The organism is Flavobacterium aurantiibacter, assembly GCF_002251775.1.
Classification (GTDB): Bacteria; Bacteroidota; Bacteroidia; order Flavobacteriales; family Flavobacteriaceae; genus Flavobacterium; species Flavobacterium aurantiibacter.
The window spans coordinates 14,897-40,091 of record NZ_NOXX01000199.1 but is presented as its reverse complement, the minus strand read 5'-3'; the positions used below and the strand labels follow the sequence as shown (position 1 = coordinate 40,091).

Here is a 25,195-nt window from a genome sequence, read left to right as displayed (position 1 = left end):
TTGTTCTAATACATACGATGATTTTCGTATCTCGTGTACGATTCAAAAACAGCGATTTTACTTGTCTTCAAAATCGCTATTTTTGAGTTTAAGACGGAAAATAGCCGAGCCATCTTCGGTTTGTTTGTTAACCAAAAGCTGATTTTTTGCCGTAATCGCAGCACCCACTTCATTTGCATCTGAGTTAACAAGGTTTCCCAGATTTTTGGGTTCACTCCAATTTAGAAAAGTATCATCGAGTCGCTTGGAAACAAAAATGTCCATACCGCCGTATCCTGAAAAACCATTAGAAGCAAAAAGCAGGGTTTTATTATCGGCGCAGAGAAATGGCGCAAGCTCATCAGCAGCAGTATTGAGTTGTTTTCCTAAATTTTCTAAATACGTATAAGTTCCGTCGTCTTTTCGGCGCGCCAGGTATAAATCGGAACCACCTTGAGTTAGATCGCTTTCCACAGCCAAAATCACGATTTTTCCATCGCTCGTAATCGTGGCATCCGCCGTTTCTCCGTAATTACTGTAAGCAGCGATTCGAAGTTTTCCCAGGTTTTGGAAATTGCCGTTTTTATATTCCAGCAAATTCCAGCCGGTTTCTCCTTGGCTCGCCGAATACGTTGCTCCTCCGTGTAAAAATAGGTTCCCGTTGCCTCCTTGAAGGTAATTGTAGGAGAGATTGGCGCTACAGACGTTTACTTGCGACACCTCGGACAGTTTTGTAAAATTACTACTGTACACAACTTGTTTACCCTCAAGATCGCGCGTGAAAAACAACTGATTTCCGTCTTCGGTACACGTAAACGAATAGCAGTTGTTTACTAAAAGTTCGGGAGCGCTCTCAATTAAATTGTTAGAAATGCTATTTATTTCGGCTTCAATCGGAATATTGCTGTCTGAAATTCCGATGGCATCGATTTGTTTTTGCCCGGGAAGTATCGAGAAGTCAAATTTGATTCGAACGCTCTTGACGTTAGCAACCGGTTCGACTAATAGCACACGGTGAATTCCTGGAAAACCGTCGACAGGTGGTGCGGGCTCTACTTTTCGACGTTTGCGGTTGAAATAGTAAGAGCGATCAGTCTTCAGATTACGCTTAAAAGGCTGATTACGCCAATCGGTGGTCCAGCGCCAAACTTCTTTGTATTTATTATCGGATCCAGCAACCGAAATTACTTTCACACAACCCGAATTTAGGTTTTCAAAAATGGCAATTTGCTGCACAGTCTGTTCTTTCTCAAACGCCACTTCAAGTACTTGTGCGCCGCTTAAAGCCGACTTAGGCATCCATGCGGTGGGAGAACTTTCGCATTGTGGAAACGCATTTGGCTTCCCTAAAATTTGCTTAATTCCGAACTGCTTTCCTCCTAAATCAGAACTGTAACTAACTACTTTAGATGCCCATTGCACTTGTTGTGCCTGCAACTGCATGGCAAGTAGTATCCAAAAAAACGTTCCTAGTTTCATAACTTTAATCATTAAAAAACCGGCAAACGAGAATACGTAAACCGGTTTCTATCGCAAAACTCAAGTAACTCTAATTGTTGACTTTAATTTTCTCCACTTTTTTTCCTTTGAAGGCAAAAATATACTCGCCATCGGCAGTGATATCAATACCATCACCGTATTGCGGACTTCCGCCTTTTCCTTTAGATTGTACCGAGCCTTTCGTTTCGCCGTTTGTCATATCAATTCCGTAGATAATGTTTTTATTATTGCGCTGATCGCGAAGGAAGTAGTTATCGCCAACCAGATAAAAATAATCGACACCTTTGATTTTCTCCGAGGCGTAAGCACGTGTTCCGTCGGCTTTTCGGTAAGCGGCAAGTCCTTTTTCTGAAAGTACGACTACTTTATCGTCAAAATCAATTACATCAGTAGCTTTCCCGACCTTCGCATCGTTGTGCTTTACATCAAACAGTTGTTTTCCGGAAGGAATATCGTAGCTGTAAAATTCGTCGCCATCTCCAACAAAGACCGTTTTGTCTTCGTTTACGATAAAATCGGTAATTCGTTTATCAAATCGCTCTGAACGCCAAGCTGTTTGCCCTGTTTTGTCGTCGATTGCCAAAAGTCCGTTCTTTTGATTTCTGTATTCCCAGTAAATGTAGGGCACCCAACTTTTCATCGAGCCACCACCAAATCCGCTCAGACCGCCGCCAAGACCACTGCTCACTTCTTCTAAACGCAATTCCTGAACTTGAACTTTTCCTCCAATTTGAAGAATAACGCGATCACCAGCTTTATAAATATTTGGCATAGAAAGCGCTCCCATAATTTTCTCCGAAGCCCAAATAAGCTTTCCCGTGTTCAGATCGTGCTTTTCAATGTATTTCGTTCTGTCGCGGTTGCCAAAAACAACGAGGTAAACGGCATCTTCGGTAAAAATCGGATCGGCGGTGGTTCGATAGATTTTTTTCCTGCTCTTATTTCCTAGAAGTCCGCCGGAAGTACCTTTATCCATGTCGTTTTCATAAATTACCTCCCAGAGTTTCTGACCGTTATTGTAATCGTAAACGCGGATGCCGTCGAGATACATGAAAATTTTATCGTCTTTAATCCACAAATCAATGATGGCGCGTCGGGTTACCAATTCTTTTTCGATAGTTCCAACGAAAGTAGCATCCCATAAAACCTCACCATTTGCTGCATTAATTCGAACCATTTGATTCTTGAAACCGGTTAGTAAGGCTCCTAAACCCGTAGGTTTGAAGTTTACCATAATGATTTCGTTCTTCTGTTTGTTGTACACATACTTTCCAACTCCACCTTTAAAGCGATTGGTTTCCCAAATCTTTTCACCTGTACTTGCATTGACTAAAATTACTGAAGCTTTTTGCGAGATTAAAAAGGCGTCGAGTTCGTCTAAATATTTCACGGTATCGAGTTCACCTTGATCGGCACCGTCTTCAGATTTAGTTCCTTTTGGAAGCAGATTCTGGTATTCTTCTGAACTCCAAAGCTCTTTACCGGAATAGAGATCCAAGACTGCAACGCGATCGGTACCCATTTTTCGTTCGTCGAAAAGGAATAAGTAACCTCCACCGCCGTTTTTCCATTGTACGTATTGGTATTCTGATTTGTTGGTTTTGTTGGTAGTCATTTTTTTGTAATCGCCGCTCCAGATTGGTTTTCCGTCTTTATCTAGCGCCGAAGCTGAATTATCATCGGTTCCAAGAATAATATCTCCATTGGAACTCGACACGGCTAAACGTGTTGCTTTGTTATCGAATGTGCCTTCCCAAACGGTTGCAAATTGTCCGGATTTTTTGCCGGCACCGCCTTTACTTTTAAGAAGTTTTCCGAATTGTGCATGGGCTGCAACCCCAAAAATAAGCGCAAGAAAAAGCGCGCAAGACTTATTGGTTTTCATAATAGTTGGTTTTTAGTTTATAGAATTTTTAATTGAAAACGATGCGGCAACGAACTTTATAGCGTTGTTGTTTTTCTAATTTGAAGAAGAATTTCTCGTCGATCAGGTACGTAGAGATAAAATTGATGAACAGCGGATTTTTGATATCAGAATCCACCTTAAAGCACGTGGATACTTTACCGTTTCCGACAATCGATAAATCGTAAACGATAAAACCTTTAACATCAGGAAACTTCTTCTTTTTGACTTTTAGGAACTTTTCAGATTCAAATAAGGCTACCACTTCGGTGTTTACAGCTTATTGTACTTCTTCTTCGGTGGTAAGCAGTTGTCGGTTTTGAGCTGCACACGGAAGCTGCAGAAATAATACCACAACCAGTAAGCATAATGCTTTCATAATGAATAATTTGTTGGGTAAAGTTCCCGTTTGATTGTTTGTGAATCAATACGTAATTTGCCTTATTCTGCTGTGTTTTTTCTCTTTCAGAAATGGCAAAAAAAAATCGCTCACTAGGAGCGATTTGCGAAAAAGTCTACTTGATTTAGAAAGTCCCACGAAATTGACCTTCGGTAACAACTCTTTGTTGGCTGCAATTGTCGTCGTTCTTTCCGGTAAATGAAAAAGTCCCTTCAATCTTTGTATCGTTGATAGTCGTTACGGTTATGGTTCCCGTTGCGCCTGCACAAACATTGGTGCTAAAAGCACTAAAAGAAGCTCCTTCAACATACGAAATCGAATTATCGCTATTTGGACCTACTTGGTAAGTACCTGGTGCTGTAACTCCAAACAAGGATATAGCAAGTGTTTTCGTATCGGTAGCTGTTGCACTTACCATAGACGTTGCCGTTACTTGAATCAGATCGGCTGAACGAATCGCTGTTGAAGCGGCAACTCCACCAGCAGAGAAAGTGGTAAAGGTTTGCCCATCGACTTTGGCACTGATGTATGTATCTAAATTGCTGCCTCCGCCCGACCCGCCGTCGTCTGAACTACATGAGGTTGCAATAAAACTGGCTGTTGCTAATACCGCCGCAAATGTCATTCTAATTTTCTTCATAATTACGTTGATTTAAGTTGTTAGTGATTACGAAGCAAAAATGCACAGTAGTACCTTTTGAGAAAATACGTATAAAAACGTATTCGACAGTATAAAGAAATTGAATGCCTTTTAAACAAATCAACGCCGCACAGACTTAATTACAAAAAGACTAATTTTTGAAAATGAAAATTTCATTATTTACATAGTAATATCTTCGATATCGTAATGCTACACACGTGCGCTACTATAAAAAAAAGCATCCCGTTTAGGATGCTTGTAAGATGCGAATAAAAAACTTTTATTAGAAAGTACCTTTAAACATTCCGCTAGTTACCACTTTCTGTTCTGAACATTCAAAAGATTCTTTACCTGTAAAAGTAAAGGTACCTTCAATTTTTTGATCATTCAATAACGTTACAGTAATGGTACCTGTAGATCCCTCGCAATCATCAGTCGAAAAAATCTTTTGTGAAGCGCCGTCCACATAGGCAAGGTAGCTATCTGATGTAGAATTAAGCTGGTATGTACCTGTAGCAGTTATTCCAGATAAATTGATAACTATAGTGTTGGCATTTTGAAAAGTTGTGCCTTCCACTGAAGTAGCTGATATATTGATTTCGCCTCCGAATCTTGTCGCTATTCCGGTTGATTCACCAGCAAGGCTATAAGTTCTGAAATTCTGACCTGCAACGCTGGCACTGATGTAAGTATCCAAATTGCTAGCTCCCGAATTGTTATCATCCGAACTACAAGATGAAAATAAAACAGACAATGATAAAATTAACGCAGTCCCCAATAATTTAATTGATTTCATAAAAAATGTTTTAGTTGGTTTTTTAACTGAGGCAAATCTAAAAAAAAACTTAAAATATAAAAATTTAACACAATATTTTTAGTGAATAAATTATCACATGTTAGCCATTTAATATATTCTATAGTTTACAATTAAGAATTTACTTACAACTGTTGTGGTAAATTTCTTGAGAAGTGAAAATCAGGAACTAAAATCCAGTGGAATACGATCTGCCTTATCTTTGATTTGAAGCTTTAGACTAGCTGATAGTTATGAAAGGAAAATCCAGCAACAAGGCCGTTTTTATTTCTTCTGCTTTTAAATTTTGTTTGTCTGTATTTCGATTAGACTTATGCAATGAGAACGAACGATACTTCCCTATGCGATCACAAATTTTTTGTGTCTCTAATGAAAAAAATGATTTAACTAAGATATTCCAGATATATTCGACTGCAATTTGGTTGGGATGAATTAAATCACTTTCGTAGAAGCGATAATCGCGTAACTCGTCGGTCATGATTTCGTAGGACGGAAAGTACACAACCGTTTCCTTATTCGATAGTTTATCCGTTGCAAGCAACAACTGTGCTTTGCTGCGCTGGTTTTCGATGAGTCCGTCGCGGGTATGACGAACCGGCGAAACCGTTAAAACGATTTTTATCTTCGGATTGTACTGGCGAAGCAAATCGAAACTCGCTTGCAAGTCGTTCGTTATTTCATCGGCGGTAAGCAGCACTTTTTCAAACTGATTTGCAGGCACTTTCTGACAATTAGCCACAAACTCGCCTGTACGCAAATACCGATAAACAAAAGCCGTTCCTAAGGTTAAAAACAAAACATCCGCTTCGAGTAAAGCTGTTCTAAGCTTTTGGCTTGCGTCGTCTAAACGTTTTTGCAAGGCTGCTGTGGTCGATCCGAATATTTCAGAATGTGCGTCGAGACTAAAAAAGTGGTCGTCTCGTTTTACAAAGTGCTTTTCTGACAGCGGTTTTTCCGACAGCGCGCTAGAAATAAGATTCGCACAGGCAATTGGTGAAAAAAGTACACCAAACGGATTGTACACTTGGTTGAAACCGAAATAGGAAAACTTACTCGAAATATGTGTCGCGAAGCACGAACCCAAAAACACCTGCTTCTGACGGTGATTGACGTCGAACGTGTATTTGGGTACGTTAACTTCGGTGACCCATTTCATCCTAGAATTGCGCTTTAAACGCGTCTATGGCTTGTTGAATTCCCTGCGGATTTTTCCCTCCGGCTGTCGCAAAAAACGGTTGCCCACCGCCGCCGCCTTGAATGAATTTTCCTAATTCGCGCACCATGGTCGAAGCATTTAATTGCTTTTCGGCTACGAGCTCTTTGGAGATGTAGATCGACAAGCCCGGCTTCCCATCGGTATTAGTAGCCAGTAAAATCGCTGCATGATTGTGGTTGGCACCGATAGCAAAAGCAACGTCTTTAGCTTGATTTGCATCGGCGTCGATTTCGAACGCAAATACTTCGATACCGTTTTGAAGCGAACCTTGTGTGCGCAGTTGCGTTGCTAGTGCCTCGAACTTAGCTTTATTGAGTTTTTCAAGCTGGTCTTGCGCTTTTTGTAAATCGTCTTGCAACTGCTTGATTGATTTTTGAATGTCTTGCGGATTTTTCAAAATTGCTTTGATTTCCTTCAATTCGGTTTCTTGCTCTGCAAAATAATTTGCAACGGCTTCGCCGGTAATGGCTTCGATTCGGCGAATTCCGGCTGCTACAGCCGATTCGCTGCTGATTTTGAAATGCCAAATAGCGGCAGTGGATGGTACGTGAATACCGCCACACAATTCAACGCTATCGCCAAATTTAATGGCGCGAACTTTATCGCCGTATTTTTCACCGAATAAAGCCATAGCACCTTCGGCTACTGCGTCGGCAAAGGCAATGGCACGGCGTTCTACCAAAGGTAAATTTTCGTTGATACGCGCGTTTACAAACGATTCAACTTGTTGTAATTCTTCGGCGGTTACTTTTGAAAAATGCGAAAAGTCGAAACGCAAATAACCCGGCGCTACTAACGAACCTTTTTGCTCGACATGCGTACCTAAAATATGGCGTAATGCTTGATGCAATAAGTGCGTAGCCGAGTGGTTTGCCGAAATATGTTTGCGCCAAACGGCATCTACTGTTGCTTGAACGCGGGAAGTAAGTTGCTCGGGAAGTTTGGCAACGATGTGCATGATTAAGTTGTTCTCTTTCTTTGTGTCGAGAACTTCGATTACTTCATTTCCGAAGGTAAGCGTTCCGCGATCGCCTAATTGGCCTCCTCCTTCTGGGTAGAATGGCGTACTTTCTAAGACCAATTGATAACGAATTCCGTCCTTTTTGGAATCGATTTTACGGTAGCGAACCAAAGTAGTTTCGTTGGTAAGCGAATCGTAGCCTACAAACGGATTATCGAGCTCGCGATCGTTTACTTGCACCCAATCGGCGGTGGTAACTTCGCCTGCGGCACGCGAACGTGTTTTTTGTTCCAGCATGGCGGCTTCGAAACCGGCTTCGTCGAGTTTGAGGTTGCGTTCACGAAGAATTAGTGCTGTTAAATCGATTGGAAAACCGAATGTATCGTACAGTTCAAAGGCTTTTTGTCCGCTTACTGTATCGCCTTTGGTTTGAGCAATAACTTGGTCGAGCAATTGTAAACCTTGGTCGAGTGTGCGCAAAAACGCTTGTTCTTCTTCGCGAATTACGTTGGTAACCAATTGTTGTTGCGCAACGATTTCGGGAAACGATTCGCCCATTTGCGCAGCAAGCGTAGCCACTAACTCGCACACAAAAGGTTTTTTCGCATCGAGAAAAGTAAATCCGTAGCGAACGGCGCGACGCAAAATACGACGGATCACGTAACCTGCTCCTGTATTTGACGGCAACTGACCGTCGGCGATGGCAAAAGCAACGGCACGAACGTGATCGGCTATTACACGAATGGCGATATTGATTTTTTCTTGCTCGACATTCGGATTGTTTTTTGTGTACGAAGCGCCCGTAATTGTTTCAACTTTTTGAATCAATGGTGTAAAAACGTCGGTGTCGTAGTTGGATTTTACACCTTGCATGGCCATAGACAAACGTTCGAAGCCCATACCGGTATCGACGTGCTTTTCGGGAAGTTTTTCCAAAGAACCGTCGGCTTTTCGGTTAAATTCCATGAAAACGAGGTTCCAAATTTCGACAACGTGCGGATGATCGGCGTTAACGAGTTCGCGTCCGGGTGTTTGTGCACGCTCTTCGGCAGAACGCAAATCGACGTGAATTTCGGAGCACGGACCACACGGACCTTGATCGCCCATTTCCCAGAAATTGTCTTTTTTGTTTCCGAGGATAATTCGGTCTTCGGCTACGTAGCGTTTCCATAGATCGAAGGCTTCTTGATCGAAAGGTACGTTTTCGGCTGCATTGCCTTCGAATACCGATACGTATAAAAGTGATTTATCGAGTTTCAATTCTTCGGTTAAGAATTCCCATGCCCAATCGATGGCATCTTTTTTAAAGTAATCGCCAAACGACCAGTTTCCGAGCATTTCGAACATGGTGTGGTGGTAAGTATCGATACCTACTTCTTCGAGATCGTTGTGTTTTCCAGAAACGCGGAGGCATTTTTGGGTATCGGCGATTCGTTTTGAAGGAGGCGTTCCGTTGCCGAGGAAGAATTCTTTGAACTGTGCCATCCCCGAGTTGTTGAACATCAGCGTTGGATCGTCTTTAAGAACGATTGGTGCTGAGGGAACAATCAGGTGTTGTTTGGATTGGAAGAAGTTGAGAAACTTTTTACGGATGAGTTCGGATTTCATAATCGACAAAGGTTAGTATCGTATTTTGGGTCTGACAGCCCTGCCCCGGATGGCACGGAAAGCCTGAACGTGCAGTGGCGTGTGCGTGTGGGCGGCGAGCGGCGACCGAAGGAAGCCCGCACGCTGCACTACACAAACCGCCGATGCAGGTTTAGCTTGCAGTAACAGCCGGAAATGGCAGCCAAAACAAAGTTTTAAAAAATTGACTGCAAAAGTAAAATTTTTAAAGACTTAATGAGATTTAAAAATACGTTTTCGCAGCATGACAGAAAGTCGAATTTTGCTACCTTGGCAGATGAAATTCATTTTTGGTATGCAAATTGATTTAGTTCCGGGGAAATTGTATTACTCGATTGGCGAAGTGGCGAAGGCATTTGACGTAAACGCTTCATTGATACGTTTTTGGGATAAAGAATTTGAAATTCTGAAACCTAAGAAGAATGCGAAAGGCAATCGGATGTTTACGCCAGACGACGTTAAAAATTTACAATTGATTTATCATTTGGTGAAAGAGCGCGGTTTTACGTTGGAAGGAGCGAAAACGCATTTGAAGGAAGGGAAGAAAAAATCGCTCGACACCTTTGAAATTATTGCAAAGCTTGAAACAATTAAACAACAATTGATACAAATTAAACAACAATTATAAACAAACATCATGAGAAAGTTCATACCGATTGCGGTTATTGTAGGGATTATTTTAATAGGAATTTTTTGGGTTGTAGGCATGCAAAACACTGCCTTAGGCTACGACCAGGCCGTTAAGAAAGAATGGGGAAATGTGGAAACGGCGTATCAGCGCAGAAACGACTTGATTGGCAATTTGGTAAATACCGTTAAAGGTGCCGCCGACTTTGAGAAATCGACTTTAACAGCGGTTATTGAGGCGCGTGCGAAAGCTACTTCGGTAACGATCGACCCGAGCAACGTAACACCGGAGCAGTTGCAAGCTTTTAACGCGGCACAAAGCGGTGTTAGCAGCAGTTTATCGCGATTATTGGTGAGTGTGGAGCAGTATCCGACTTTGAAAGCCAACGAAAATTTCTTGAAATTACAAGATGAATTGGCTAGTACCGAGAACCAGATTTTAACGGCGCGCACGCGTTTTAACGAGCAGGCACAGATTTACAACGGTTATGTCTTGAAAATTCCACAGAAATGGTTTTTGAGCGGTTACCCGGAAAAACCGTATTTCAAATCGGTTGAAGGTGCTGACAAGCCTGTAGAAGTTAAATTTTAATCGGATGTCGGCCGTAGAAAGTTTTTTAACTCCCGCTGAAGAATCGGCGATAGTAGCTGCTATCGCTTCGGCAGAGCGCGCGACGTCGGGCGAGATACGTTTACATATTGAACGTTTGTGTTCGGGCGACCCTTTGGAACGTGCGAAACAGGTTTTTGAATTGCTTGAAATGCATAAAACCGAGCAGAAGAACGGCGTGCTGTTTTACTTGGCGGTCGACGATCATAAATTTGCTATTTGCGGGGACCGTGGTATTGATGCCGTGGTTCCCGCTGATTTTTGGAACTCGACCAAAGATTTGCTGGCATCGCATTTTAAGCGAGCTGAATTTGCAGCCGGTTTGATTGCTGGAATTGAGCTTGCTGGCGAGCAACTGAAAAAATATTTTCCGTACGCGAAAGACGATCAAAACGAATTATCTAACGAAATATCGAAAGGCTAATGCGGCAACGTATCCTACTTTTCTTGTGGCTTTTACTTGCCGGAACGGCTTTTGGGCAACTAAAAATTCCGGAAATTCCGAACCCACCGCGTTTGGTGAACGATTATGCCAACTTGCTTTCGGCTAACGACAAAGCGTTGTTGGAACAAAAGTTAGTTAACTATGCCGACAGTACCTCGACACAAATAGCGGTAGTAATTATCGAATCGCTTCAAGGCGAGGATATCGGTTTACTTACGCCCCGCTGGGGACAAGAATGGGGAATTGGCGGAACAAAAGACAAAGACAACGGTGTTCTAATGCTGATGGCGGTTAAGGAGCGTAAAATTCGGATCTCGGCAGGCTACGGATTGGAAGACGTACTTACCGCAGGTATTGGTGGTACAATAACCCGAAACGACATTGTTCCTTACTTCAAAAAAGGAGATTATGTAGGCGGTTTGAATTCGGGCGTTGATGCCATGATTAAGCTGTTTGCTGGTAAATACGATGCGGAACCCAAGGAAAAGTCGGGCGGTTTTCCATTGCCACTATTGTTTGTTATCGTAGTTGTGGTGCTGGTGTTGGTTAGCAAATTTGGCAAAGGCGGTGGTGGCAAAGGAAGTGGTAATCATCGCGGTGGCGGTTTCGATTTAGCAGATATCATCATTTTAAGCAGTCTAGGCAGAAGCGGCGGAGGCGGTAGTTTCGGCGGTGGAGGCAGCTTTGGTGGTGGCGGAGGCGGCTTTGGTGGCTTTGGCGGCGGTGGTTTCTCTGGCGGCGGCAGCGGCGGAAGCTGGTAGTGGAAGGTTGGTTCTGATAGCTATCGAGGTCGCGACGTTCACTATGTAACGTATCGTTTTAGGGGAAGCTAGACCCGATAGCTATTGGGTTAGAAGCTAGAGGCTAGACTTCGATTAATTCACCATTTTACGTTTCATATCCCCAACCTGACCTACAATTTGTTGGTGCCTGAGCTTGTCGAAGGCAACCGCAAAGAAGGCAAAGATTTACGCAGAGTGCGCAAAGAGATTTTTTGTAGTATTGAGATGGGAGTATTAAGTATTAAGACTTCTTGACGTTCACCATTTTGCGTGTCGTTTTAGGGGAAGCTAGTCCCGATAGCTGTCGGGGTCGCGACGTTCACCACTCAACGTATCGTTTTCCCCGACCAAACCAAGTATCGTCGGTGCCTGAGCCTGTCGAAGGCGGATTTTTTTAGAAGTTAGAAAATAGAAGCGAGTCTCGATGGCTATCGGGAGAGAAACGAGAGACTTCGTGTTGGCTTTAATTAAAATAATTTCTGGGAGAGGTTTGGTTTTTCCATCTCAAAAAGTTGAAATCTTACATTTGATTAAACAATCGTAACGCTTCAACGGCTTAGCGTCAGAAAGGGATAATCGTAGCACCTATTCTGAGGTTGTGGTGATTTCCTTTTGAATCGGTGAAAAATCCGTTTGTGAATGAGTGAATAAAAACTGACTTTCTTGGAGTGACTATTGTTCTATTTGGCTGATTTTCTCGAGATTTAACAGTGACAGTTAAGCTGTAGTTTTTTTGGTTATTGACTTCTTCAAGAAGAACAAGTACTTGATTTTTTTCGACAATTATTCGATTTTCGGAAACGTCAATCACATAAGCTTTCTTCTTTTGATTCCATACTCCTACTGCTTCGATTTCAGCAACTTGAGAATCCATTTTTTGAGAGAACTCGTCAATCGTCCAAATACTGGCTTTGAATTTTAAGTAATTAGCTTGTTTGGGAGTTCCGAAAAACATTTTTTTAAATAGAAACTTACTGCCTGTTGGAATATCTAATATGACTCCTGCTCGGGCCGTTTCAGCTACCTGCATTGTCGCTAGCCTTCTTCTGCTTTTTAATGAGATGTAGCCGATTTCAATCTCGGCTGCGGCTGCAACTGGATCTATAAAGACTTCTCGGAGTTTTACAGGTTCAGGGACAAGATAAATGGTACTTGCTGAAGACGTGTTTAGATATTCAAACTCTTGAAAACCTTCTGTCTTGAATGAAAGCGGACCGCTTGGTAACTCCTTTACGGCTAATTCGCCCTCATTGCTGGTATATCGCTTAATAGTATCGTTTACCAGAATTAGGCGATTGGCCAAAACTTCGCCGTTAACTTTGTCTTTAAATGAAACCTGACTAAAAGTACTTGTTGAAATTACACTAAAAACTAAACCGTAAAATACATATTTGTTGCTCCCAAACATATACCAAAGAATTTGCATTTTAATGAAGGGCATGCAAAACTAATAACAACTAGGCGCTTTGTAAAAAAAGCCTATATTAAATTCTTCCCAATTTTTTAGCTGAATTTTCTTTCTACTTTTTTGAATTTATCTCATTGATAACCCTCATTTTAGAAGATTTCATCACACTGCAACGGCACCTTTAATTGCCGGATGTGGGTCGTAACCTTCCAAGACAAAATCATCGTAGGTAAACTCGAAGATGTTTTTTACTTCGGGATTGAGTTTCATGACTGGCAACGGCCGTGGCTCGCGACTGAGTTGTAATGCAATTTGTTCGCGGTGGTTGTGATAAATGTGTGCATCACCGAAGGTATGAACGAAGTCGCCGTAACCTAAACCACAAACTTGTGCAATCATCATGGTTAGTAAGGCATAACTGGCAATATTGAACGGCACGCCAAGAAATACATCGGCGCTGCGTTGATAGAGTTGGCAAGAGAGTTTACCGTTGGCCACGTAAAATTGAAAAAAGGCGTGACAAGGCGGAAGTGCTACTTTTCCGTTGGCGACATTTTCGGAGAAAGAGACAGAAGTATCGGGTAACACTGAAGGATTCCAGGCAGAGACTAGGAGTCGGCGGCTGTCGGGTGATTTTTTTATGAGTTCAATAACTTCCGAGATTTGGTCGATTTGTTCGTTGTTCCAGTTTCGCCATTGAAAACCGTACACCGGACCCAGATCGCCGTTTTCATCGGCCCATTCATCCCATATTTTTACGCCATTCTCTTTGAGATAACCAATATTTGTTTCGCCTTTCAAAAACCAAAGCAATTCATAGATGATCGATTTGAGATGCACTTTTTTGGTGGTCACTAACGGAAATCCTTCGTTTAAATCGAAACGCATTTGATAGCCAAAAACGCTGGTGGTTCCGGTTCCGGTGCGGTCGCCCTTTTCTACGCCGTGTTCCAAAATGTGGTTTAGTAAATCGTGATATTGCTTCATGTTTTGTCCTAAATTCTATGGCTAAAAGTAAAGAAATAGTGAAAACGAAAAAGCAGTTGTTAATGACTTTTGATAAGTTGCTAGTTGCTTTATCGAAGTCGTTTAATAACGATACTCGATGTTTGATTGGCATCGAAAGTTATCGTTGCATTTGAACCATCGCGAACGCAATTAATTCGCAAAACGTCGCTTGCATTTAGAATAATATACTGCGTAAAGTTTACAGAAAAGGAGTTGTTGCTGCTGCCGCCATCTTCGGGCGCCATGGCCTTAACTGGCTCGTTTACATCGGTTCCGTTTACATTTAAGCGTATATTCATGTAGCGCTCTACAGTATTGCAACGCAAATAAAAATTACAGGTGATTTCGTACAAACTATACTGTTATACGCAGTTGAAAAAAAATGTAATAAATTTGAAAATAACTACCTAAGAACAGACTCAAAAAGTAGCTTACATTCCTCACAACTACATCGTATTTAAAAACACCTAGAGTTAACGGCACAAAATTATTACTTTACCTCACGACATTATTTTGCATTAGAAAATTTACTATAATTTAAGTAGGCTGAGCGCAACAAAGAGAATAAGTCGTAAATTGTTAGAATTACTCAGTGGTAACTTACTGTTTTCATTTTGTTTAATGAAATGTGCTTTACATCTTGAAATTTTTAAAACAACAGGTAAAATTATATCTTTGTAGACCATGTTGATTGCATGATTCATTTAAACTGAAATGAGTAAAAAAAGTCTCATTCGGAAAAGATTAGACAAACTCTTCTCAAGCCTAATCCCTCAAAAACAAATGGAAAAGCCGTTTCTCAATTCCCCGAGAAACGGCTAATTTTTTTGGTTAAAGCCCGTTTTAGATTTTTTGAAAAGTAAGGTAGCGAACAACTCCCGAAGAAACATCTTTACGATAAAGGGTGAATTGTTCCTCTAAAAAAATATCGATACTCCAATCTCCATTCAAGCGCTCCAAAAGCGCATCGTTACCAAAATTCATTTGAAACGTAAAGGCCGAATCAGCATCCAAATAAAATAACCACGGAGCTTCATTGGAAAAAGACAAAGCGGTAACTGTCACCTTATCATCTACAGAATCGAAACTAAATACGAAATTAGTATACGAATCGGTTAGATCTAATTCATTTTCGGTAAAATCGACGATTCGAAAGGAAGACTGACCTATCTGCTCCGTGTATTGTTGCAAATATTCTTCGTTCGACTTCGTTTCATAATCATCGATGGAGCAAGATAAACATGAAAGTACAGTTAAGAACAGCAGAAGTCTTCGTTGAAAAGAACGCATCTTACGGAATTCTCGTAAAAGTTAGTAAATCAGTACCGCCGTTTCCACCGCTCACATCGATCAAATTTACTTCGTTATTATTGTAAGATAAGATGTCCCAATCATCAGACAATTCTATTAAGGATGCAGGAGCAGGTAGAGAAAAATTCAAATTAAAATCAGCATCTAGTGAAATAGAATCATCGTTGCTAGCCGAGTCAACTACTGAAAAAGTTCCCGATGCAGTAATATTACCGCCTGTTACACTTACTGAATTAACTGCAGGATTGAATCTAAAAACAAAATTCTGATAATTTGATGTCTCGTTCACATCATCGAAATAGTTACTAACCCGCCAATTTCCCGACGCCATTAAGGTTTTCACTTCATTTACTAACTGCGAGTTGGAGCCGCTTGAGTTATCATCCGATTCAGAACAACTCATAACAGAAAATGCTGCCACAAAGGGCAAAATTAAACGACCTAATTTCATAATATATGGTTTTGGTTATAGCTACGACTCGCGGCGCGAAATCTCATCTCGAATTTTTGCAGCACGTTCGTAATCTTCATTTTGAACGGCGTTTTCGAGCATTTCGTGCAATTCGCTCAAACTTTTTTGTGTGTAGGTAGCATCGCCCGACTTAGGATTCGAACTCAAACCAAACGAATCGGTTGTAGCTAGTGGCTGCTCAGGTTCGGCAGGTTCTGGATCGAGCGGATTCCCTTTCAGATAAATTCCCGCCTTGTCGAGTATGTTTTTGTAGGTAAATATCGGCGCACTAAATCGCAGCGCCAGTGCTATCGCGTCTGAAGTGCGCGCATCGATGATCTCCTCAATCTTATCGCGCTCACAAATTATCGAACTGTAAAATACGCCGTCAACCAATTTGTGAATAATCACTTGCTTAACCACGATATCAAAACGATCGGCAAAATTCTTAAACAAATCGTGTGTTAACGGGCGTGGTGGCTTGATTTCCTTCTCTAAAGCAATCGCAATCGACTGCGCCTCAAACGCTCCAATAACTATCGGAAGCTTTCGGTCGCCGTCAACCTCATTCAAAATCAACGCATAAGCGCCGTTTTGGGTCTGACTGTACGAAATTCCTTTGATGGTTAACTTTACAAGACTCATAGCTGCAAAAGTAGAAACTTAAGCGAAATATTAAAATGCAATAGGTACAAAAAAGAAATCGGACCCAAAAGTCGTTACTCCGAGTCCGATTTATCTATTTTATGAATTAATTATTGGCCTTAAACGCTTTTAATTTTTCATTCAATTTTGGTAAGATTTCAAAAGCATCGCCAACAACTCCGTAATCGGCCACTTTAAAAAACGGCGCTTCCGGATCGCTGTTGATAACCACTTTTACTTTCGAGGAGTTAATTCCCGCAATGTGCTGAATAGCTCCCGAAATGCCTACCGCGATATACAAATTCGTGGCAACAGGCTTTCCTGTCTGACCCACGTGCTCGCTATGCGGACGCCAGCCCAAATCCGAAACCGGCTTCGAACAAGCGGTAGCTGCTCCCAAAGTTGTTGCCAAATCTTCCAACATACCCCAGTTTTCTGGTCCTTTTAACCCACGACCACCCGAAACAACAATATCAGCATCGGCAATAGAAACTTTTCCATTTCCTGCTTCGATCGACTCAATTTTCACTGAAAAATCGCCGTCGTGTAAAGTTGGTGCAAACGCTTCAGCATTGCCGCTAACGCTATTGGCTTTCAATCCAAACGAATTTTTAGCAATCGACAATACTTTCACGTCCTGAGAAATTTCAGTAATCGAAAATGCTTTGTTCGAAAATGCCGTACGCTTTACCTGAAAGGGTGCGTAACTCGCGGGCAATGCCACTACATTCGAAGCAAATCCGCCTTGTAGATGAACCGTAACCAACGGCGCTAAATACAAACTATCTGTGGTCGACGACAAGACAACTACCGAAGCCGATTCTTGTTTTGCCGCTTGTACAACCACATCTGCATACGCTTTTGCGTTAAAATCGTTCAAACGCGCATCGCTCACTTGCAACACTTTGTGCACGCCGTAGTTGTATAATTCAGAAACATCGCCAGCATTAACAGTAACAGCCGTAACCGATGTACCTGTTGCTGCAGCTACTTCCGAAGCGTACGACGCCAATTCAAAAGCCACTTTCTTAAACTTTCCGTCCGATGACTCGGCATAAATTAAAACTGCCATATTTTTTTCTTTTTATTTATTATTTGGGCGTGCCGGCGCAACGTTCTTTGCCCCCAGATGGAAGTGCAGCGCCGTCGGGCTTTCCGCTGTACTCCTCGCCCCGCTTTTCAACGGGCCTGCGGGGTGCCGCTGCAATCCCTCACGCAGAAAATCGTTACCGTATTAAATTACCTTCGCTTCGTTGTGCAACAAATTGATTAACTCATCCAAATTGTCGGCACTAACCAACTTTACTGCTTGCTTCGCGGCCGGCTTCTCAAATTTCACCGATTTCGATGCCTGATCTGCAGCTACCGGTTCTAAAACAGTAAGCGTTTTGGTACGAGCTGTCATGATACCGCGCATGTTCGGAATACGTAAATCTTTCTCTTCAACTAAACCTTTTTGTCCGCCAATTACTAAAGGCAATTGTGCCGACATCGTTTCTTTTCCACCGTCCATTTCGCGAACCGCTTTGGCTGTTGTGCCTTCCACAGTTAAGCCAATACACGAATTCACAAAATTGATGTTCAGCAAAGCCGCCAACATACCCGGAACCATTCCGCCGTTGTAATCCAACGATTCTTTTCCAGCGATAATTAAATCGTAATTGCCCGCTTTGGCAACCTCAGCCAATTGTTTCGCTACAAAAAAACCATCGGTTGGCTCAGCATTTACGCGAATGGCGTCGTTTGCACCAATCGCCAAAGCCTTACGCAAGGTTGGCTCACTGTCTGCTCCACCCACATTTACCACCGTTACACTTGCACCTTGTTGTTCCTGAAACCAAATCGCACGCGTTAATCCAAACTCATCATTCGGGTTAATCACAAACTGAACACCATTCGTGTCGAACTTCGTGTCGCCATCTGTAAAATTAATCTTCGACGTCGTATCCGGAACATGACTGATACAAACCAATATTTTCATTTCTCTATGATTAAGATTTATTGTGTGCGAAGTTAAGAAAAATTACCTTTAAAAAACTATGCGTGCATAATAAATTTCCCATTTATATCGTTTTCGTAAGCAATTGTAAGGCAATTCTTGCTTCGAGAAAAATCGGCTTATCTTTGCAGAAATTTTTCACGAATGACACATAAAGCCGGATTTGTAAACATTATCGGAAATCCAAACGTTGGCAAATCCACGCTCATGAATGCGTTTGTTGGCGAACGCCTTTCCATCATCACATCGAAAGCGCAAACTACCAGACACCGCATTTTGGGTATTGTAAACGGCGACGATTTTCAGGTAGTTTTATCCGACACGCCTGGAATCATTAAACCGGCATACGAAATGCAGGAGTCGATGATGCAATTCGTGAAATCGGCTTTTGAAGACGCCGACGTGCTTATTTACATGGTCGAAATTGGTGAAAAAGAACTCAAAGACGAGGCATTTTTCAATCGGATTATTCATTCTAAAATTCCGGTTTTATTGCTTTTAAATAAAATCGATAAGTCGTCGCAAGAAGAGCTTGAAGCACAAGTACAATTGTGGAAAACGCAAGTTCCAAACGCCGAGATTTATCCCATTTCAGCACTCAACAACTTTCAAGTAACCGAAGTTTTTAATCGGATTTTAGAGTTACTGCCCGAATGTCCGCCCTATTATCCAAAAGATGCTTTAACCGACAAGCCCGAACGTTTTTTTGTAAACGAGATTATCCGCGAGAAAATTCTCCTGAATTACGACAAGGAAATTCCGTACGCCGTAGAGGTTGAAACCGAGGAATTTCTGGAAGACGACAACATTATCCGAATTCGAGCGGTAATTATGGTAGAGCGTGACACCCAAAAAGGAATTATCATTGGCCATAAAGGCGCAGCGTTGAAAAAAGTGGGTATAGAAGCGCGTGCCACGATGGAACAATTCTTCGGCAAGCAAATTCATATTGAATTATTTGTGAAAGTCAACAAAGACTGGCGCCGAAACATCCGACAGCTGAAGCGTTTTGGCTATCAGTAAATCAAAATAACGGCACAATTTACGCCGGTTTTCCATTCGTTTTTGATTGCTTACCTTTGCGCCAAATTTTAGGCCATGAACCAGATTGTTGCAATAGTAGGAAGACCAAACGTTGGCAAATCAACCTTATTTAACCGACTGATACAGCGCAGAGAAGCGATTGTAGATTCGGTTGCCGGCGTAACGCGCGACCGCAATTACGGCAAGAGTGAATGGAACGGCCGAACTTTTTCGGTGATCGATACCGGCGGTTACATTAAAGGTTCCGACGATATTTTTGAAGGCGAAATTCGCAAGCAAGTAGAACTAGCCATCGACGAAGCCGACGCCATCATCTTTGTTACCGATGTGGAAGAAGGCATTACACCAATGGACGAAACAGTAGCGAGTTTATTGCGAAAAGTTCAGAAGCCGGTTTTATTGGCTGTGAATAAAGTAGATAATTCGATGCGCGAAAAAGACGCGATTGAATTTTACAATCTCGGTTTGGGCGAATACTACACCTTGTCGAGTACGTCGGGTAGCGGAACGGGCGATTTACTCGACGCCTTAATGCAAGCACTTCCTGAACCCGAAGTAGAAACTGCAACCGAAGACGAACTACCGCGCTTTGCCGTAGTGGGCCGACCAAACGCTGGAAAATCGAGCTTTATCAATGCGCTTATCGGCGAAGATCGCTACATTGTAACCGACATTGCTGGAACCACGCGCGATTCGATTGATACGCGTTTTGAAAAATTTGGTTTCAAGTTCAATTTGGTCGATACGGCTGGAATTCGCCGTAAAGCAAAAGTCAAGGAAGATCTCGAATTTTACTCGGTGATGCGCTCGGTGCGTGCCATTGAACATTCGGATATTTGTATATTAGTTATCGATGCAACACGCGGATTCGAAGGTCAAGATCAAAGCATTTTTTGGTTGGCAGAGAAAAACCGAAAAGGCGTTGTGATTTTGGTAAACAAATGGGATTTGGTGGAAAAAGACACCATGTCGTCTAAACAATACGCCGATCGAATTCGCGAAGAAATTAGTCCGTTTACCGATGTACCTATTTTGTTTGTGTCGGCTTTAAACAAACAACGCTTACTCAAGGCGCTTGAAACGGCTGTAAAAGTGTACGAGAACAAAACGCAGCGCATACCCACTTCGAAATTCAACGACCATATGTTGAAGTTGATCGAAGCATTTCCACCACCGGCTTTAAAAGGCAAGTACGTAAAGATTAAATATTGCATGCAATTGCCAACGCCAACGCCTCAGTTTGTATTTTTTGCGAATTTGCCGCAATATGTAAAAGATCCGTACAAGCGTTTTCTGGAAAATAAAATCCGCGAGCAATGGGATTTTGAAGGCGTTCCGATTGATATTTACATTCGAGAGAAGTAATTTTTGGAACGATTTTTTTCAGCCCCGATTGCAGCAAAATAGCTGCCGCAGAAAAAAAGCATACAAAACCAAAAGTTTGGTTGGCGACCCAAGAAGCCGACGAAACTTTTAGGTTTTGTTGCGTTTTGAGGCGGCACTATTGCGGAAAGCGGGAATAGCTGCATCAGAAAAGAGAAAACAGTGTGCTGGGCAGTAAATACACGTCTTCACAAAATCAGAATTCACAGAAACACGCCAGCACGCAGCTTAGTTCAGGTACTATTTGTTTTCTAAATTGCTCAAACGTTGCAGGATGGTATCGATTTGTTTTTGTTGCTGATCGAGTTTTGCTTTGAGGTTGGCGTTTTCAGATTCGAGCGCTTTAGCTTTGTTTTCAAGATCTATCTTACTGTTATTTAACTCCTTAAGAGCATTAACGGATGCGATTAGAATGCTGTGAATGTTAAAATTAAGGAACCCATCGCGATCGGTTCCGACCGTTTCTGGGAAAATGGTTTGAACTTCTTGTGCTAAAAATCCGGCGTATTCGGTTTGAAGGACTTCGGGATCGAACGTACGTTTGCCGTTATTTTTGTAGCGATAAGTCACTGGATTAAGCTTTACGATATCGCTTAAGCCTTTGCTATAAGTTCCTGTAACGTTTTTTAATCGTTGGTCGGAAGTAACGGTCCAAGTACTGGTACCTGGTTTTCTACCTTCATCTACGCCGAGTTCAAATCGGCCGTTAGGTGTTGTGGTTCCGATACCTACATTTACGTTTGCTGTTGCACCGTTTACTCCGTTGATGCTGCCGAGCACGATGGTGTTATTGGCGCCTGCAAGAGCGCGCGTTCCAATTGCCGTAGCGTTTGATAAATTACTAGCAGCAACATTAGGGCATAACCTAATGCTACATTTCCTGAACCCGTGACGTTATTATTCAACGTCCTAGCCCCTACAGCTACATTAAACGTGCCGGTAGTTGTTTCATACAAACTGTTGAATCCGCACGCGGTATTTTCAAAACCTGTTGAATTTTTATACATGGAGTTTACACCAGCGGCCGCGTTATAATAACCTGTTGTATTTGAGTATAAAGATGCTACGCCTACAGCAAGATTTTCCGAACCAGTAGTGTTTGATACCAACGATTGGCTCCCAACGGCAGTATTAGCGGTTGCCGCCGTACTATTTAGCAGAGCTCCATTGCCAACAGCTGTATTGTCACTTCCAGTTGTGTTGTTGTATAATGCGAAAACTCCTCCAGCAAAATTAAAACTCCCCACTGTATTTCTTTCCAAAGCAGCAATTCCCACAGCAACGTTTCTGTAACCCGTGGTATTCGTTAAGAGCGAATTTGTGCCAACGGCTGTATTTTCATAGCCAGTGGTGTTGTTTAATAAGGTGCTGGTTCCGAAAGCCGAATTGTTAAACCCAGTGGTATTGTTGCGCAACGACTGAGCTCCTACCGCCGTTACTCCTGCACCGGTTGTATTATTCAAAAGCGATTCGCGACCTAATGAGAGATTAGAAAAACCTAATCGGCCTGATATGAGCGAATTTCTTCTGAAAACCACATCCTGATTATCTGAAGTACCGATAAAATTCGTTGCGGGATTCGTTCCACTATTTCCCAGTAGCCCCCAAGCGCTGGCAGTAACATTTTGCCAAGAGGCTGTCCCGTTAGCATTACTGGTTAGTACGCGACCTGCAGCTTGGTTGCCATCGACCATTCGGATGTTACCCACCACGTGCAGGCGATCAAGAGGTGCTATAGTACCTATACCTACATTTACGCTTGCTGTTGCGCCGTTAATTCCGTTGATGCTACCGAGAACCATAGCGTTGCTAGCTCCGACTTGGGCTCGCGCTCCAATGGCTGTAGCATTCGTTAAATTAGTGGAATTCACATTAGTTAGAAAACCAATAGCCGAATTTTCTGTTCCCGTCTCATTTGACAATAAGGAAAAAGTACCTATCCCCGTGTTTGAATTCCCTGTATTTGAAAAAAGTGCGCCAGACCCGACAGCTATATTATCGGTCGCAGATACATTAGAAAGTAAGCTACTCGATCCGATACTTACATTGCGGCTGCCTGAATTATTAGATCTGGAAGCTTCTGTACCAATTGCCACATTACTCTGACCAATTGTGTTTTGTTGTAAAGCCCAACACCCAAGCGCTGTATTATTAGTGCCAGAGGAGTTAAATAGCAATGCTTCAGTTCCAAAAGCCGAATTTTGATTTCCATCAGTATTATATAAGAGAGCACTATTGCCAAATGCTGCATTCCTAGAACCAATCGTATTAGATGACAATGTATTGACGCCAATCGACGTGTTATTTTCTGCAATTCTGCCCGAAACAATGCCATTTCGCTTAAAAAGCACATCTTGATTGTCGGATGTTCCGATAAAATTTACCGAAGGATCGGTCCCCGCGTTGCCTGTTAACCCCCAGCCGCTGCCGGCAGGTATTTGCCAAGTGGCGGTTCCATTGGCATCACTGGTAAGTACGCGACCTGCGGCTTGGTTGCCATCGACCATACGGATGTTACCAACCACGTGCAGGCGATCTAGGGGTGAAGTAGTTCCAATACCTACATTGACATTGGTACTTGCACCATTGACGCCCGAAACGCTTCCAAGAACGATACTGTTGCTGGTGTCTACCTGTGCATTGGCTCCAATTGCAGTTGCGTTTGTAAGGTTATTGGCCCCTACATTTGCCTGAATTCCCAAGGCACTGTTGTTGCTTCCTGTAGTGTTGCTTGAGAGTGAATTATGCCCTACAGTAGTATTACCTGAACCGGTAGTAGTATTTTGCAAGGCGTAGGCTCCGGCGGCAGTATTGTTAGAAGCTGTGGTATTTCGCAGCGCTGCGGTACCCATTGCCGTGTTTTGCTCGCCAGTTGTATTGTTTTCCATGGCATAAAAGCCTGTTGCCGTATTCTGGTTGCCGTTGTTGTTGCGAAGCGCTACTGCACCTTGCGCAGTGTTTCCAGAACCTGTAGTGTTATTAAGTAATGCAAAGGCTCCTTGGGCTACGTTTAAGCTACCGGTAGTATTGGCCTGTAACGAGACGAAACCTTGAGCCGTGTTTTCGTTTCCTGTGGTATTATCTCTGAGTGCCTCGTTACCTATTGCAGTATTTGCTACACCTTGGTTAAATTGAAGTGCTGCGACACCTACGCCTGTATTTAAGTTGCCTGAGTTAAACTGTAGCGCCACTTGTCCGACGGCAGTATTGCTATTGCCGTTGCTTGTTTGCATAGCTGCATTTCCTACCGCTGTGTTTGCGTTACCTGTGGTGTTATTTTGAAGTGCTTCAGCGCCAACTGCTGTATTGTTGTTTCCTGTAGTATTTCCTTGAAATGCGAGTGTACCGAATGCTGTATTGAGCGGTGCAAGTCGGCCAGCAAATGTATTTTGTCGTCTAAAAACAACATCTTGATTGTCTGTTGTACCGATGAAATTGGTAGCAGCATCGGTTCCGGCATTTCCTGTTAAATTCCAGCTGTTGCTTGCTGCGGGAGCTTGCCAAGTAGCGGTACCATTGGCATCGCTGGTAAGCACTTTGCCAGCCGCCTGATTACCGTCGACCATGCGGATATTGCCAACGACATGGAAGCGGTCTTGGGGAGCTGTGGTTCCAATACCCACGTTTACGTTTGCTGTTGCGCCGTTAATGCCATTGATGCTACCGAGCACGAGAGCGTTATCCGCAGTTGCAATTGCTCTAGATCCGATGGCAGTTGTATTATTCAAGCTTGCTCCACCTGAGCCTGATCTAAATCCAAGACTCGTATTTTCATTTCCCACCGAATTAATTTGCATTGCATTTGCACCGACTACCGTATTGCTAGATCCTGTGGTTGTATTTAGCAAAGCATTATATCCAACTACCGTGTTTAGATTCCCAGTGCTTAATTCTCTTAAAGATTCGCTCCCAAACGCAGAGTTACCAACACCAGTACTACTGAAAAAGGTTCTCACTCCAAATGATGTATTTGAAGTGCCAATGACTCCTGCCATTTGATTGAATCTTCTAAATGCTACATTTTGATTATCAGTAGTTCCAATAAAATTGGTAGCAGCATCGGTCCCTGCATTTCCTGTTAAATTCCAGCTGTTGACCGTTGCTGTCGACACACTTGTCCAGGTTGCCGTTGCGTTTCGCCAAAAATAAAATCCGGGCTGGTTACCTCCCGAGGCGGTAGTTAGGTATACCATCATGCCATCTTGCGCCGCCGTGGGGTTTGTAGCAGGAAAGGCATCAATTTTAGGTATGAGTAAGCCGTCGGTATTTGAAGGAGCCGACTGATTCGACGAACGTATGTCTAATTGTGCATTCGGACTAGTGGTATTGATTCCGACTTGACCGTAAAGGATGTTAGTCAGTAAAAAAGCAACTGCCAATAAAAATACTTGTTTCATAAATTTTAAGGACGTCTGAATTGAACTCCACGTTGGAGATACGCAT

23 protein-coding genes are annotated in these 25,195 nt (G+C 42.6%); 6 read left to right on the top strand and 17 right to left on the bottom strand.

What is annotated here, in order from left to right; all coding sequences use genetic code 11:
- Positions 1-57: 57 nt before the first annotated feature.
- The 7 genes from CHX27_RS09145 to alaS form a co-directional block, all read right to left on the bottom strand.
- The gene (locus CHX27_RS09145; protein ID WP_165764479.1) at positions 58-1,458 is read right to left on the bottom strand and encodes a PD40 domain-containing protein; all 1,401 of its coding nucleotides are present in this window, start codon (positions 1,456-1,458) and stop codon (positions 58-60) included.
- Positions 1,459-1,528: 70 nt separating this feature from the next.
- Complete coding sequence (locus CHX27_RS09140) at positions 1,529-3,364, bottom strand: outer membrane protein assembly factor BamB family protein (protein ID WP_094486467.1); 1,836 nt, start codon at positions 3,362-3,364, stop codon at positions 1,529-1,531.
- Positions 3,365-3,392: 28 nt separating this feature from the next.
- The gene (locus CHX27_RS09135) at positions 3,393-3,647 is read right to left on the bottom strand and encodes a hypothetical protein (RefSeq protein WP_094486466.1); all 255 of its coding nucleotides are present in this window, start codon (positions 3,645-3,647) and stop codon (positions 3,393-3,395) included.
- 259 nt (positions 3,648-3,906) lie between these two features.
- Positions 3,907-4,422: a DUF6252 family protein gene (locus CHX27_RS09130; RefSeq protein WP_094486465.1), complete on the bottom strand. Its 516-nt coding sequence runs from the start codon at positions 4,420-4,422 to the stop codon at positions 3,907-3,909.
- 283 nt (positions 4,423-4,705) lie between these two features.
- Complete coding sequence (locus tag CHX27_RS09125; protein ID WP_094486464.1) at positions 4,706-5,218, bottom strand: DUF6252 family protein; 513 nt, start codon at positions 5,216-5,218, stop codon at positions 4,706-4,708.
- 238 nt (positions 5,219-5,456) lie between these two features.
- Positions 5,457-6,392: a GSCFA domain-containing protein gene (locus CHX27_RS09120; RefSeq protein ID WP_094486463.1), complete on the bottom strand. Its 936-nt coding sequence runs from the start codon at positions 6,390-6,392 to the stop codon at positions 5,457-5,459.
- A 1-nt stretch (position 6,393) separates the two neighbouring features.
- A complete protein-coding gene (gene alaS, locus CHX27_RS09115) occupies positions 6,394-9,021 on the bottom strand; it encodes an alanine--tRNA ligase (RefSeq protein ID WP_094486462.1) in 2,628 nt (875 codons plus the stop codon).
- Positions 9,022-9,334: 313 nt separating this feature from the next.
- Between alaS and CHX27_RS09110 the strand changes: the two genes are divergently transcribed.
- Genes CHX27_RS09110 through CHX27_RS09095 form a run of 4 tightly spaced genes read left to right on the top strand, consistent with a single transcriptional unit; the run spans position 9,335 to position 11,482 of the window.
- A complete protein-coding gene (locus CHX27_RS09110) occupies positions 9,335-9,667 on the top strand; it encodes a MerR family transcriptional regulator (RefSeq protein ID WP_094486482.1) in 333 nt (110 codons plus the stop codon).
- 9 nt (positions 9,668-9,676) lie between these two features.
- Complete coding sequence (locus tag CHX27_RS09105; protein ID WP_094486461.1) at positions 9,677-10,258, top strand: LemA family protein; 582 nt, start codon at positions 9,677-9,679, stop codon at positions 10,256-10,258.
- 4 nt (positions 10,259-10,262) lie between these two features.
- Positions 10,263-10,700, top strand: a complete 438-nt coding sequence (locus CHX27_RS09100) for a TPM domain-containing protein (protein WP_094486460.1) — start codon at positions 10,263-10,265, stop codon at positions 10,698-10,700.
- Positions 10,700-11,482, top strand: coding sequence for a TPM domain-containing protein (locus CHX27_RS09095; RefSeq protein ID WP_094486459.1), 783 nt, complete (start codon positions 10,700-10,702; stop codon positions 11,480-11,482). Before CHX27_RS09100 ends, CHX27_RS09095 begins: the two co-directional genes overlap by 1 nt.
- A 583-nt stretch (positions 11,483-12,065) precedes the next feature.
- Here CHX27_RS09095 and CHX27_RS09090 read toward each other — a convergent pair.
- The 8 genes from CHX27_RS09090 to CHX27_RS09055 form a co-directional block, all read right to left on the bottom strand.
- Positions 12,066-12,911 carry a hypothetical protein gene (locus CHX27_RS09090; RefSeq protein WP_133063447.1) on the bottom strand — a complete coding sequence of 282 codons (846 nt, stop codon included), beginning with the start codon at positions 12,909-12,911 and terminating at the stop codon, positions 12,066-12,068.
- A gap of 162 nt (positions 12,912-13,073) precedes the next feature.
- Entirely contained in the window at positions 13,074-13,898 is an 825-nt protein-coding gene (locus tag CHX27_RS09085) for a thymidylate synthase (RefSeq protein WP_094486457.1), read from the bottom strand.
- A gap of 89 nt (positions 13,899-13,987) precedes the next feature.
- The gene (locus CHX27_RS09080) at positions 13,988-14,218 is read right to left on the bottom strand and encodes a hypothetical protein (protein ID WP_094486456.1); all 231 of its coding nucleotides are present in this window, start codon (positions 14,216-14,218) and stop codon (positions 13,988-13,990) included.
- A 544-nt stretch (positions 14,219-14,762) separates the two neighbouring features.
- Entirely contained in the window at positions 14,763-15,209 is a 447-nt protein-coding gene (locus tag CHX27_RS09075) for a hypothetical protein (RefSeq protein WP_094486455.1), read from the bottom strand.
- Position 15,210: 1 nt separating this feature from the next.
- Complete coding sequence (locus tag CHX27_RS09070) at positions 15,211-15,681, bottom strand: hypothetical protein (protein ID WP_133063446.1); 471 nt, start codon at positions 15,679-15,681, stop codon at positions 15,211-15,213.
- 21 nt (positions 15,682-15,702) lie between these two features.
- Positions 15,703-16,326 (bottom strand): bifunctional nuclease family protein, encoded by a 624-nt coding sequence (locus tag CHX27_RS09065; protein WP_094486453.1) that lies wholly within the window; start codon positions 16,324-16,326, stop codon positions 15,703-15,705.
- A 106-nt stretch (positions 16,327-16,432) separates the two neighbouring features.
- Positions 16,433-17,398, bottom strand: coding sequence for an electron transfer flavoprotein subunit alpha/FixB family protein (locus CHX27_RS09060; RefSeq protein WP_094486452.1), 966 nt, complete (start codon positions 17,396-17,398; stop codon positions 16,433-16,435).
- Positions 17,399-17,560: 162 nt separating this feature from the next.
- Positions 17,561-18,307, bottom strand: a complete 747-nt coding sequence (locus CHX27_RS09055) for an electron transfer flavoprotein subunit beta/FixA family protein (RefSeq protein ID WP_094486451.1) — start codon at positions 18,305-18,307, stop codon at positions 17,561-17,563.
- Between the two features lie 162 nt (positions 18,308-18,469).
- On the opposite strand from CHX27_RS09055, the gene era reads away from it, so the two are divergent.
- Positions 18,470-19,348: a GTPase Era gene (gene era, locus CHX27_RS09050; protein ID WP_094486450.1), complete on the top strand. Its 879-nt coding sequence runs from the start codon at positions 18,470-18,472 to the stop codon at positions 19,346-19,348.
- A 75-nt stretch (positions 19,349-19,423) separates the two neighbouring features.
- Positions 19,424-20,734: a ribosome biogenesis GTPase Der gene (gene der / locus CHX27_RS09045; RefSeq protein ID WP_094486449.1), complete on the top strand. Its 1,311-nt coding sequence runs from the start codon at positions 19,424-19,426 to the stop codon at positions 20,732-20,734.
- Positions 20,735-20,992: 258 nt separating this feature from the next.
- Here der and CHX27_RS09035 read toward each other — a convergent pair whose 3' ends face one another.
- Entirely contained in the window at positions 20,993-21,532 is a 540-nt protein-coding gene (locus CHX27_RS09035; protein ID WP_165764478.1) for a tail fiber domain-containing protein, read from the bottom strand.
- Positions 21,508-25,149 (bottom strand): beta strand repeat-containing protein, encoded by a 3,642-nt coding sequence (locus CHX27_RS15345; protein ID WP_133063445.1) that lies wholly within the window; start codon positions 25,147-25,149, stop codon positions 21,508-21,510. The genes CHX27_RS09035 and CHX27_RS15345 overlap by 25 nt, the downstream gene beginning before the upstream one ends.
- Positions 25,150-25,195 lie beyond the last annotated feature (46 nt).